The organism is Streptomyces sp. NPDC001530 (assembly GCF_042894545.1).
In the GTDB taxonomy this organism is placed as follows: domain Bacteria; phylum Actinomycetota; class Actinomycetes; order Streptomycetales; family Streptomycetaceae; genus Streptomyces.
This window is the reverse complement of sequence record NZ_JBIAVS010000023.1, coordinates 114,785-126,939: the sequence shown is the minus strand read 5'-3', so window position 1 is coordinate 126,939 and position 12,155 is coordinate 114,785. Positions and strand designations below refer to the sequence as shown.

The window sequence follows — 12,155 nt, the reverse complement described above, 5'->3', positions numbered from 1 at the left end:
CGACACGGCGTTCGCCACGGGCCTGCCGCCTGCCCCGTCTCGGTTCGGCCACCGGCGCGGTCAGGCGGTGAGCAGCTCGGGCAGCACGGTGTCCGCGCGGTCGGCGACACCGGACTGGGCCAGAGCCACGTCCCACAGCCTGCGCCGGCCGGCCGGGTCGTGGGCGAAGCCGTTGGGCTCGACGCGGCGCCTCTCGTTGAAGTAGGCGCCGCTCGTGGACCGCAGTCCGGGGTCGGTGACCAGGCGGGCGATGTTCTCGGCGCCGTATCGGGTGCGGTGCGGCGCGAAGACGAACGTGCTGCGGACCATCTTGGTGGAGCACATGCCCGGATGCAGGCTGTTGGCGCGCACCTCGCGGCTCTGCAGGCGGTGTGCGTACTCGTTGGTGAAGGCCGTCAGGGCCAGCTTGGACTGGGCGTACGCGGTCATGCGGTCCCAGCGCCGCTCCAGTTGCAGATCGTCCCACTGGATGGCGCCCCATCCCTGGGCGACGGAGCTCACGTTGACCACTCGGGCGGGCGCGGAGGCGACCAGCAGACCTGTCAGGCGCAGGGTGAGGGCGAAGGCGGCGAGGAAGTTCACCTGCCATTCGAGCTGGTAGCCGTCCGGGGTGACGCGACGGGTGCGGGCGCTGCGATTGGGTGTCGCCACGCCGGCGTTGTTGACCAGGGCGTCCAGCCGGCCGTGCGTGCGCAGCACGTCGTCGGCCAGGGCGTGCACCTCCTCCAGGCGGGCGAGGTCGGCGGTCACGGAAGTGATCTGGCCGGCAGAGCCCTCGGCGGCCTTGGCCGCCCTGCGCACATCGGCCAGGGCGTCGGCCACCTTGCGGGGGTCGCGGCCGTGCACGACGACGTGCCAGCCCTGTGCGGCCAGCAGCTTGGCGGCCCCGCGCCCGAGCCCGTCGGTGCTGCCGGTCACCAGTGCGAGCTTTTTCATGTGCGCCACGTGCGCTCCTCACAGAGATCAATGTCATGCCGAATTAACATTCGGCGAGCACATTCCCAATCCCTCACTTTCTCCGCTGGATTCGCCGCTGGCAAGGTAACTGTCAGCACTATTGGTAATGCCACCACCATGCCGTCAGATACTCGTTGACAAACCAACTTGGGGATCGAGACCGTAGCAGCGGAGCAGAAAACAAGATCAGGGGGATAAATGGCGAAAGTGGATTCTCTGGAACCCATCATTGTCGAAACGGTGGAAGGTGGAATTCCGATTGAACAGCTCGGAACAACTCTGATGCATGAGCATGTCTTTGTGCTCAGCACGGAGATACAGGAGAACAATCCTCAACTCTGGGACGAGGAGGCGCAGGTCGAGAGTGCCGTTGCCCGGCTGACCGCCGCCGCCGAGCGTGGGGTGCGCACGATCGTCGACCTCACCGTCCTCGGCCAGGGGCGCTATCTGCCCCGTATTCAGAAGGTGGCCGCCAGGATACCGCTCAACATCGTCGTGGCCACCGGCGTCTACACCTACAACGACGAACCGATGTACTTCGCCTTCCGCGGCCCCGGCCGGGTCTTCGAGGGACCCGACCCGATGGTGGAGCTGTTCGTGCGCGACATCACCGAGGGCATCGGTGATACGGGAGTCAAGGCGGCCGTTCTCAAGTGCGCGACCGAGACCGAGGACCTTCCCGAGGGCGTGGAGCGCGTGCTGCGCGCCACCGCCCAGGCCCACCGCGAGACCGGCGCGCCGATCCAGACGCACAGCAACGCCCTGGTGCGCAACGGGCTGCTGCAGCAGAAGGTCTTCAAGGAGGAGGGCGTCGACCTCAGCCGGGTCGTCATCGGCCATTCCGGCGACACCGACGACCTCGGCTATCTGCGCGAACTGCTCGACGCCGGCTCGTTCCTCGGCATGGACCGCTTCGGCATGGAGTTCATCGCCCCGATCGAACAGCGCGTGAAGACCGTGGCCGAACTGGTGCACGCCGGCTACGCCGAGCAGCTGGTGCTGTCCCACGACTGCCCGTGCTACCTGGACTACCTCACACCGGACCAGCGCGAACTCGTCGCCCCTTCCTGGGACTACACGCACATCCACGACGATGTGCTGCCCGCGTTGCGCCAGGCGGACGTCAGTGACGAGGCGATCCACACCATGCTCGTCGACAATCCTCGCCGCTTCTTCTCCGCCAACGCCCCCTACTGACCTCTCGGAGACTCCATGTCCACACAACCCACCAGCCCGGCGGGGCCCTGGGAGGAGCTCGGCGCACCGCTGTGCCTTGACACCCCCCTGGTGAAGGCCTGGGTCGAACAGGTACCCCCCGGCGGCACCCGCCCGTTGCACACCCACCGCAAGCCCTGGGCGACGGTGGTGCTCAGCGGAGCCAAGGTCCGTTCGCTCGGCGCCGACGGCGAGGTCATCCGCGAGGGCGAACTCCCCAGTGGCGTGGTGCTGTTCAACCCGGCGGAACAGCCGCTGTGCCACCAGATGCACAACGTCGGCGAAACCGAACTGGTCATGGTCGGTCTGCAACTGGAGTACGGACCGGCCACCGAGGCTCCGCAGGAGGACCCGTGACCATCGACACCGTCGTCGTCGACTACGGCGGCGTGCTCACCAACCCCCTGGTCGAGACCTTCACCGCCTTCGCCGAGCTGGCGGGGATCGAGGTCACGGCCCTCGCGGAGGCGTTCACGGCCGCCACCCACAGGCACGGCGAGACCCCCATGGCCGCCCTGGAGATCGGCGCCATCACCGAGCGGCAGATGGCGGAGCGCATTCTGGCCGAGCTCCCCCCGGGATCCGAACGAGTCCTGGACGGGCACGAGTTCGGAGAACTGTGGTTTCGCGGGCGGAAGCCGAACGAGCCCTTCGTCGAGTTCCTGCGCCAACTGCGCGGCGACGGCTACCGGATCGCCCTGCTCACCAACAACGTCCGCGAGTGGGAGCCGCGCTGGCGGGCTCAGCTGCCGGTCGACGAGCTGTTCGCACTCGTCGTGGACTCGCACAAGGAGGGCGTACGCAAGCCCGACGCGAAGATCTACCGGATCCTGCTCGACCGGCTCGGCGCGGAGCCCGGGCAGTGCCTGTTCGTCGACGACACCGAGGAGAACTGCGTCGCCGCCCGCGAACTCGGCATCGAATCCGTGCGGTTCACCGACACCGACACCACCGTCCGCGAGGTGCTCACCCTCCTCCAGGCCGGCGACCCGGACCCGGGAGGTCCTGCGCGATGACCACGGAGATTCTGATCGTCGGAGCCGGCCCCACCGGCCTGACCACCGCCTGCACCCTGCTCGGCCTCGGCGTGCCCTGCCGGATCGTCGACCGGCGCGAGGGCCCCGGTGACGCGCCCAAGGCGCTGATCCTGTGGAGCGGTGCGCTGGAGTGCCTGGACCGCATCGGCGTCGCCGGCAAACTCGTCGACACCGCGCTTCCGCTGGCCGGAGCCACCTACTGGTCCCGCAAGAAGCAGATCGGCGGCATGCGCTTCGGCGGCCTGGAGGGCACCGCCTTCCGTCACCCGCTGTGCACCCCGCAGCCCGTCACCGAGGAAGCGCTGCACGCCCGCCTCCTCGAACTCGGTGGCACGGTGGAGTGGCAGACCGACGCCGTCGGCGTCAACGTCGAGGAAGACGGGGTCACCGTCGCCCTGCGTACCGCCCAGGGGCGGGTCGAGAAGGAGACGTACCGTTGGCTGGTCGGTGCCGACGGCACGCACAGCATGGTGCGCGAGGCGGTCGGCATCCCCTTCGAAGGCCACACCTACGACCGGGTGTTCCTGCTGGGCGACGGCCCGGTGGAGGGCCCGGCCCCGAAGGACGAGGCGCAGTACCACATCACTCCGGACGGGGTGCTGGTCCTGGTGCCCCTGCCGGAGGGCGGACACCGGGTCTTCTTCGACATCGAGCCCGACGAGCGCACCGGAGCCCCCTCCGACCAGCTGCTGCAGGAACTGCTCGACGAGCGCGGTCCGGGGGGCCTGAGGCTGCGGGGCACCTGGTGGTCCAACCGCTTCCGGGTGCACGCCAAGGTCGCCCCGCGCTTCCGCCAGGGCCCGGTCTTCCTGGCCGGCGACGCCGCCCACGCGCACAGTCCCGCGGGCGGCCAGGGCCTCAACACCGGTGTGCAGGACGGCTACGACCTCGGCTGGAAGCTCGCCGCCGTCGCCCGTGGCGCCGACCCGGCCCTGCTCGACAGCTACGAGACAGAGCGCCGCCCCGCATCGGTTCAGGCGGTGCGCAACGCCGACCAGCAGACCCGGATGTGGCTGCTACGCAATCCCATGGCCCGCGCCATGCGGGACGCCACCATGCAGTCCTTCACCCGCCGCGGCGTGATGGAGAAGCAGATGCTGCCGCAGCTCGCCCAGCTCGACCTCGACCACTCGGCCAGCCCCGCCGTGGCCGACCTGCCCGGCGCCAACTCCGTGCCCCGCGCCGTCCGGCTGGGCAGGCGGGTACCGGACATCGCACTCGTTCCGCTGCGCGGCACGAAGGCGAAGTCACTGCACTCGTACCTGACCGCGGGTCGGCACAGCCTCATCGCGTACGGGGACCAGGCGGCCGGCGAGATCGCCGTGCGGGTGCTGGTCGCCCTGCGCAGCCGGGGCGTGGACGACACGGCGAACGTACTGTGGATCCAGCCCTCCGACGCCGGTTCCGCGGCCGGGCAGGCCGACGCTGCCGGTGCCCGCTGCGACACCGCGCGCGCGGACGGCCCCGGTCTCGGCCCGGCGAGCACGCCGTGGCTTGCGTACATCCGCCCGGACGGCGTCGTGGGGGCGCGGTCCGGCATCTCGGGAGTCCTTGAGCTGCTGGAACGCCTGCCCTCGCGGCCGGCGGAGACGACGTCCGACGCGGCATAAGGCCCCCGGACTCATTTCTCAGGAACCTTGGAAGGGATCCGCTTCGATCATGTCCGTACCCGAAGCACGACCTGCCGAGGCCAGCGTACCGGGGGAAGCGCCGCTCAGCACCGAGGCCGTGGCCACCGCCGCGGCCACGGCCGGAGCGACGCTGCGCTACGACGCGACAGTCTCCCGCACACTGGTCCACCGCACATCCGTCGCCGAGGTGTTCGTCACCGACTCCGCCTCGACCGGCGAGAACACGTTCGTCGTGGCCGCGCAGCTACCCCGTGGCCACCTGATCGGCGAGAACGCGCCGCTGTACGACTTCACCCTGCTGGTGGAGGTGGTACGGCAGGCGGGCGTCCTGGTGGCCCACCGTCACTTGGGCGTGGAGCTCGGGTCGGCGTTCATCTTCCGGGCCCTCAACCTGCGCACGGTGGGCCTGGCCCAGCTGCGGATCGGCGCCACCCCGGCCCATGTGCTGGTGTCGATGACCGTGCACCCCCGTCGCAACAAGGCGGGTCGCATCCAGGGGTTCACCTTCACCGGTGACGTCTCGCTCGACGGAGAGGTGGCGCTGGCCGGGGACGGTGCGTTGCTGATCGTGTCCCAGCGCGCATACAGGACCCTGCGGGCCAAGCGACGGACGGCCGCTGCGGACCACACCCTGCCGCGGTTCACCGCTGCCGCGCCGTCCTCGGTGGGCCGCCGCGAGGCCCGCAACGTGGTCATCACCGAGCCCGTCCCAACCGGACCGGGCAACGTCTCGGCACAGCTGGTGATGGACCCGAGCCATCCGCACATGTTCGACCACCCGCTGGACCATGTGCCCGGTCATCTGCAGATGGAGGCGGCCCGCCAGCTGGGCATCGCCTCCGTCGCGCGGTTGCACGGGCTGTCCCCGGAGACCCTCACCATCGCGTCCATCACCACCGACTTCACCGACTACGCGGAGCTGGACCAGGTGACGGAGCTGCGGGCGAGGGTGGACGGCTTCCGCCGCCACGAGGAACTGCGCACCCTCACCGTCCCGGTCGCCGTCGACGTGCAGCAGGACGGGGCGGTGACGACGTCGATCCGGCTGGACGTGGTCCAGTGGACCTGACCACCCGTCGGCCCCGGCGGGTCGTCGTCACCGGCGCGACCGGTCTGCTCGGGAGCAACACCGTACGGCGCCTGCTCGACCTGGACAGCAAGGTGACGGCTGTGGTCCGGGACCCCGAACGGGCCCGCTCCCTGCTCCCGGACCACAAGCGGCTGGACCTGTGGCAGGGTGACGTGCTCGACGTACGGAGCATCGTCCCCGTGCTCCCGGGCCACGACGCGGTGATCCACACCGCGGCGTACTTCCGGGAGTACTACGCCCCCGGCGGCCGCGACGACGCGTTGCTGACCGCGACGAACGTGGACGCCGTGGGCGAACTGCTGCGGGCGGCCGCCGACGCCGGAGTGCCGGTGGTGGTGCACACCAGCTCTATCGGCACGCTGGGCACCCGCCCCGACGGGCGGCCCTCCGACGAGGACACCCCGGAAGGCCGCCGGACCCGGGAGAACGGCTACTACGCCAGCAAGCTGAGCTCCGAGGAGGTCGTACGTGCCTTCGGTGCCCGGAACGGGGTGCGGGTGCCGATCGTGCTGCCGGGGTGGATGTGGGGCCCGGGAGACGCCGGGCCCACGTCCGCGGGGCGGCTGTTCACCTCCGTGGCACGTGGGGAGCTGCGCGCGGTACCCCGGGCCGGCAACCATGTCGTGGACGCCCGCGACGTCGCCGACGCGTGCGTCCGTGCCGCGGTGGTTGGCGAGCACGCTCGGCGTTACATCGTCGCCGGGAGCTGGGTGACGCTGCCGGAGGTGTGCCGGCTCGCCGCCCGCGCCGCGGGTGTGGCGCCCCCACGCGAGGTACCGGCCCGTCTCGCGCTCGCCGTCGCCGCCGTTCTCGAGGCCACGGCACGCCTGCGGGGTCGCACTCCTCCCGCGACCCGGGACGGTGTACGCGCCTTGCTGGAGGGCAACCGCCGGCATGTGAGCTCCTCCCGTGCCGTCCGCGAACTGGGCGTCACCTTCCGCCCGTTGCACCGCACCCTGCACGACCAGGCGGCCTGGCACCGCGCCCACGACCACCTCTGAGCGGCGGGTGCCGCCGGGAGCCCTCAACCCGGCGGCGCCCGCCCTTCCCCAGCCTGGTGGCAGCGCCACCCATGATCACCGGATCGGCCGGATACTCCTCCTCGCATTCCCGTTCATCTCATTCCCGTTCCTCGCATTCCCTTTGCGGAAGTCCCAGACAGTCCAGGCGGAGATACAGCAATGCCAGAAATCGGCAGACGACACCTTCTGACCGGCGCCACGGCCGTGGCCGCGGCGACCGTCGCCCCGTCCCTCCTCTCGCAGAAAGCCGCGGCAGCGGAAACCGTGGACGCCGTGGGCGCATGCGATCCGGTGTTCGGCCCGGTGGCCGTGCGCCCAGGTGACGCCCGGTACGCCGAATTGTCCGTCGGCGTCAACAAACGATGGGAGGCCGCACCCGATTCCATCCAGCTGGTCGGTTCATCGGAACAGGTGGTGTCGGCGGTGCAGGACGCCGTGCGCGCCGGAAAGCGGGTTTCCGTCCGCAGCGGCGGGCACTGCTACGCGGATTTCGTGAGCCACCGGGACGTGGACGTCATCATCGACACCTCCGGGATGAACGAGGTGGCCTACGACGCCGCACGCCGGGCCTTCTCGGTGCAGGCCGGAGCCCAACTGGGCCAGATCTACGAGGCTCTGTACAAGGGTTGGGGCGTGACGATCCCCGGCGGCGCCTGCCTGACCGTCGGCATCGGCGGGCATGCCAGCGGCGGCGGCTTCGGGCTGCTGACCCGAAGATTCGGGCTGGTCGCCGACCACATCGAGGCCGTGGAGATGGTGGTCGTTGACCGCTCCGGCGCCGTGCGGCGCGTAGTCGCCTCACGCGACCCGTCCGACCCGAACCACGATCTGTGGTGGGCCACCGCGGGCGGTGGAGGCGGCAGCTTCGGCATCATCACCCGCTACTGGTTCCGCGCGGCCGGATCCACCGGCACGGATCCGGCCCTGCAACTCCCGCGGCCGCCCAAGGGGGTACTGGTCAGCCTGCTCAACATCCCCTGGAACCAGCTGGATCTCCCGACCTTCGGCCGGCTCGTCCACAACTTCGCCGACTGGCACGTGGACAACGGCTCGGTGTCCTCACCGTTCATCTCCCTCGCCGGCTACCTGCTGATGCGCCAGGGTCCGGCCGGCGGCGTAGCCCTGTTCACCCAGGTGGACGGAACTGACCCGGATGCCGACCGGCTGCTCGCCGACTACGCGGCCGCCCTCACCCGCGACACCGGCATCTCCGCCTCGTTCCCCTCCCGGCGGGTGCCGTGGCTGGCCTCCACCAAGCTGGTCGGCACCAGCAGCCCGGCCCTGCTGTACGACCACACCCTGCGCAGCGCCGTCAAGACGGCCTGGATGCGGCGGAGTTTCACCGACGACCAGATCGCGGTCATCCACCGAAACATGACGCGCACAGACTACGCCAATCCCAATGCGGCGATATCCCTCAACGGCGGTGGTGGGCGGCCCAATGAAGTAGCCACCGAGGCAACCGCGTTCGCGCACCGCGATTCCGCCTTCATCGCGCTGTACGAGAATTTCTGGGTCGACCCGCGCGAGGACGGGACCCATATCGGCTGGCTGCGTGACATCTACAGCCAGACGTTCGCGGCCACTGGCGGATATCCGGTGCCCGGCGACGTTACCGACGGCTGCTACATCAACGACCCGGATTCCGACATCACTGACCCCGTGTGGAACGCCTCCGGCGTTCCCTGGTTCACGCTGTACTGGAAGGCGAACTACACGCGCCTGCAACAGGTGAAGGCCCGCTGGGATCCTACCGACTTCTTCCGGCACTCGCAGTCGATAAGGCTTCCGGCCTGATCCACCGCCCGATACGTCCGCCCCTCGGCCGGCCGTGACCTGCCGGCGCAGGGGACGGCCGAGACGACGGTGCCGGTCGTGGGCGGGCGGCATCGCCGACGACTCCGCCTTCTACGTCCGGGTGCACAGCCCGGTCGTCTGGGTCGAGGTCGACTGCCAGGCCCCGGGCCCGCTCGCGGGCGCGTACGGCGCCACACAGGGCAGCGGCGCGACCCAGAAGCACGTGCACTCGATCATCCGCACGCCCAACGGCAACGACTACGGAAGGGAGCTCCTTCGCCAGCACTACCTGACGTCACCTCACCACCAGTGACACAGCAGCGGTAACGATCAATCCCGGTTTTCAGTCAGCGCGAGGGCCGCACCCGTCCGGGTGCGGCCCTCGCGCACGCCCGGGCAGACCGGCCCTGTTCGTCCGATACGGCAACGACGGTCGCGCAGCGCCCGGCCGGACGCGTGGAAGAGGCAGTCGAGGCCCCAACCCGCGAGGCAGCCCCACACCCCTTGCCTTGAACCGCACTTCATCCGGCACACTCGCCGCATGGAGATTCCGGAGTTTGTGGGAAACCTGGACAGGGAGGGCCGGTTGCTGGCCGCGGCGGCCGAGGAGGCGGGGGTCGACGCCAAGGTCGCGACCTGCCCGGGCTGGCAGGTGCGGGATCTGGTGCGGCACACGGGGATGGTGCACCGGTGGGCCGCCGCGTTCGTCGCCGAGGGGTACACCTCGTACCACCCCGACGGCGGCCTGCCGGATCTCGACGGCGGCGAACTCCTGTCCTGGTTCCGGGAGGGCCACCGGCGGCTCGTCGAGACGCTGGCCGGTGCCTCCCCCGACGTGGAGTGCTGGAGCTTTCTGCCGGCACCCTCGCCGCTCGCCTTCTGGGCGCGACGCCAGGCGCACGAGACGACGGTGCACCGGGTCGACGCCGAGTCGGCGCTCGGCGGGGAGCCGACGGCGGTGGCCACCGATTTCGCGGTGGACGGGATCGACGAGTTGCTGCGCGGCTTCCACGCGCGCGCGAGGAGCAGCGTGCGGACGGAGGAGCCGCGCGTCCTGCGGGTGCGGGCGACCGATTCGGACGCGGTGTGGACCGTACGGCTGTCGGCGCAGCCGCCGGTCAGCGACCGGGGCGAGGCAGGAGACGCGGACTGTGAACTGACCGGACCGGCCGGACGGCTCTACCTGGCGCTCTGGAACCGGCAGCCGTTCCCGAGCGTGACGGGTGACGCCTCGCTCGCGGCGCTGTGGCGGGAGAGGTCGGGAGTGACCTGGAGCTGACGGGAGAAGTCCGGGGGCAAGTGGAGTTGAGCGAATCGCGCCCGGTCACTCGGCTCCAGGCCCGGTCACTCGCAAGCGGTGGCCGGACCGCCCGCCAGCATCCGGGTCAGCACCGCGCGCTGCACCGGCAGCACCTCGCCGTGCAGGTCGCGCCCCTTCGGCGTGAGGCACACGCGCACGCCCCGCCGGTCCTCCTCGCACATCCCGCGTGTCACGAGGCCGTCCTTCTCCAGGCGGCCGATCAGCCGGGACAGGGCGCTCTGGCTCAGGTGGACGCGCTCGGAGATCTCCTGGACGCGGTACGAGGCGCCGCCGTCCGACGCGGTGCCCTCGGCCAGGACGTCGAGCACCTCGAAGTCGCTGGCGCCGAGGCCGTGTCGATGCAGTGCGCGGTCGAGCTCGCAGAGGGTGCGGGCATGCACCGCGAGGATGTCGCGCCACTGGTTCACGAGCCCTTGCTCGGCCTTCTTCGCCGCCATGGGCGCACCGTAGCAAAAAATCTGCTTTGTTGCATCGGAATTAAATGCATTTGCATTGGATGCATGCGCATGTAGTGTCGGGGTCATGACCTCTCCGCTCACCCACCCCGCGTCCCAGGGACGCTGGACCCCTCGGCTCTGGGGCACCCTGCTGGTGCTCTGCGCCGCGATGTTCCTGGACGCGCTGGACGTGTCGATGGTCGGCGTCGCCCTGCCGTCCATCGGCTCCGAACTCGATCTCTCCACCTCGACGCTCCAATGGATCGTCAGCGGCTACATCCTGGGATATGGCGGACTGCTCCTCCTCGGCGGACGCACCGCCGACCTGCTGGGCCGCCGCCAGGTCTTCCTGGTGGCCCTGGGTGTCTTCGCGCTCGCCTCGCTGCTCGGCGGACTCGTCGACTCGGGCCCGCTGCTGATCGCCAGCCGCTTCATCAAGGGCCTGAGCGCGGCGTTCACCGCGCCCGCCGGCCTGTCGATCATCACCACGACCTTCGCCGAGGGCCCGCTGCGCAACCGCGCGCTCTCGATCTACACCACCTGCGCGGCCACCGGTTTCTCCATGGGCCTCGTCCTGTCCGGTCTGCTCACGGAGGCGAGCTGGCGGCTGACCATGCTGCTGCCGGCGCCCATAGCGGTCATCGCGCTGCTCGCGGGGCTGAAGCTCATCCCGCGCAGCGAGCGCGAGAAGGACCACCGCGGTTACGACATCCCGGGCGCCATCCTCGGCACCGCCTCGATGCTGCTGCTCGTCTTCACCGTCGTACAGGCGCCCGAGGTGGGCTGGAGCTCCGCCCGCACCCTGCTTTCCTTCCTCGCCGTCGCCGTGCTGCTCAGCGTCTTCGTGACCGTTGAGCGACGCAGCCCGAGCCCGCTGATCCGGCTGGGCGTCCTGCGCTCGGGCAGCCAGATCCGGGCCCAGCTCGGCGCGATGGCGTTCTTCGGCTCGTACGTCGGATTCCAGTTCCTGGTGACGCTGTACATGCAGTCGCTGCTGGGCTGGTCGGCCCTGCACACCGCGCTCGCCTTCCTGCCCGCCGGGGCGCTGGTGGCGCTCTCCTCCACGAAGGTGGGGGCCATCGTGGACCGGTTCGGGACCCCGCGGCTCATCGCGGTGGGCTTCGCCTTGATGGTCGTCGGGTACGCGCTCTTCCTGCGCGTCGACCTCGACCCCGTGTACGCGGCGGTCATCCTGCCGACCATGCTGCTGATCGGCGCGGCCTGCGCGCTGGTCTTCCCCTCGCTCAACATCCAGGCCACCAACGGGGTCGACGACCACGAGCAGGGCATGGTCTCCGGTCTGCTCAACACCTCGGTCCAGGTCGGCGGCGCGATCTTCCTGGCCGTGGTGACGGCGGTCGTGACCGCGAACTCGTCCGAGGGCTCCTCGCCCCAGGCGGTCCTCGACAGCTACCGGCCCGGCCTGATCGTGGTGACCGGCATCGCCCTCGCGGGTCTGCTGATCACTCTGCCCGGACTGCGCACTCGGCGTACGCAGCAGTCCATCGTCGTCGCCAAGTCCCTTCAGGAGGAGGCGGAAGTGGAACGCGTGGCGGTCCGCGACTAGGCGCTGCCCCCTCGATCAGGGGCGGTTGGCTTGCACGACGGCAGACGGCGCCGAGCCGTGGGGGATCCCGCTGATCGCCCG

General features: G+C 70.2%; 12 protein-coding genes. 10 read left to right on the top strand and 2 right to left on the bottom strand.

The genetic code is table 11. The features are described from left to right. Positions 1-60: 60 nt before the first annotated feature. On the bottom strand, positions 61-936 hold the full coding sequence (locus ACFY0T_RS38810) for an SDR family NAD(P)-dependent oxidoreductase (RefSeq protein ID WP_388882210.1): 876 nt from the start codon (positions 934-936) through the stop codon (positions 61-63). 219 nt (positions 937-1,155) lie between these two features. On the opposite strand from ACFY0T_RS38810, the gene ACFY0T_RS38805 reads away from it, so the two are divergent. From ACFY0T_RS38805 to ACFY0T_RS38765, 9 genes are all read left to right on the top strand, one after another. Beyond that, the gene (locus ACFY0T_RS38805) at positions 1,156-2,154 is read left to right on the top strand and encodes a phosphotriesterase (protein WP_388881998.1); all 999 of its coding nucleotides are present in this window, start codon (positions 1,156-1,158) and stop codon (positions 2,152-2,154) included. A gap of 15 nt (positions 2,155-2,169) precedes the next feature. Continuing rightward, positions 2,170-2,529, top strand: coding sequence for a hypothetical protein (locus ACFY0T_RS38800; protein WP_388881995.1), 360 nt, complete (start codon positions 2,170-2,172; stop codon positions 2,527-2,529). Then, positions 2,526-3,188, top strand: a complete 663-nt coding sequence (locus tag ACFY0T_RS38795) for an HAD family hydrolase (protein ID WP_388881992.1) — start codon at positions 2,526-2,528, stop codon at positions 3,186-3,188. Before ACFY0T_RS38800 ends, ACFY0T_RS38795 begins: the two co-directional genes overlap by 4 nt. Further along, positions 3,185-4,819 (top strand): FAD-dependent monooxygenase, encoded by a 1,635-nt coding sequence (locus tag ACFY0T_RS38790; protein WP_388881989.1) that lies wholly within the window; start codon positions 3,185-3,187, stop codon positions 4,817-4,819. The genes ACFY0T_RS38795 and ACFY0T_RS38790 overlap by 4 nt, the downstream gene beginning before the upstream one ends. Before the next feature lie 49 nt (positions 4,820-4,868). Next, on the top strand, positions 4,869-5,909 hold the full coding sequence (locus tag ACFY0T_RS38785) for a ScbA/BarX family gamma-butyrolactone biosynthesis protein (RefSeq protein WP_388881986.1): 1,041 nt from the start codon (positions 4,869-4,871) through the stop codon (positions 5,907-5,909). Beyond that, positions 5,900-6,931, top strand: coding sequence for an NAD-dependent epimerase/dehydratase family protein (locus ACFY0T_RS38780; RefSeq protein WP_388881983.1), 1,032 nt, complete (start codon positions 5,900-5,902; stop codon positions 6,929-6,931). The genes ACFY0T_RS38785 and ACFY0T_RS38780 overlap by 10 nt, the downstream gene beginning before the upstream one ends. A 180-nt stretch (positions 6,932-7,111) precedes the next feature. Next, a complete protein-coding gene (locus ACFY0T_RS38775; RefSeq protein WP_388881980.1) occupies positions 7,112-8,749 on the top strand; it encodes an FAD-binding oxidoreductase in 1,638 nt (545 codons plus the stop codon). 34 nt (positions 8,750-8,783) lie between these two features. Next, the gene (locus ACFY0T_RS38770; RefSeq protein WP_388881977.1) at positions 8,784-9,062 is read left to right on the top strand and encodes a DUF3500 domain-containing protein; all 279 of its coding nucleotides are present in this window, start codon (positions 8,784-8,786) and stop codon (positions 9,060-9,062) included. A 228-nt stretch (positions 9,063-9,290) separates the two neighbouring features. Next, entirely contained in the window at positions 9,291-10,028 is a 738-nt protein-coding gene (locus tag ACFY0T_RS38765) for a maleylpyruvate isomerase family mycothiol-dependent enzyme (RefSeq protein WP_388881974.1), read from the top strand. Between the two features lie 65 nt (positions 10,029-10,093). On the opposite strand, the gene ACFY0T_RS38760 is transcribed toward ACFY0T_RS38765, so the two are convergent. Beyond that, positions 10,094-10,507: a MarR family winged helix-turn-helix transcriptional regulator gene (locus ACFY0T_RS38760; RefSeq protein ID WP_388881971.1), complete on the bottom strand. Its 414-nt coding sequence runs from the start codon at positions 10,505-10,507 to the stop codon at positions 10,094-10,096. An 85-nt stretch (positions 10,508-10,592) separates the two neighbouring features. Here ACFY0T_RS38760 and ACFY0T_RS38755 point away from each other — a divergent pair, with 85 nt between their 5' ends. Continuing rightward, complete coding sequence (locus ACFY0T_RS38755; RefSeq protein WP_388881968.1) at positions 10,593-12,074, top strand: MFS transporter; 1,482 nt, start codon at positions 10,593-10,595, stop codon at positions 12,072-12,074. Positions 12,075-12,155 lie beyond the last annotated feature (81 nt).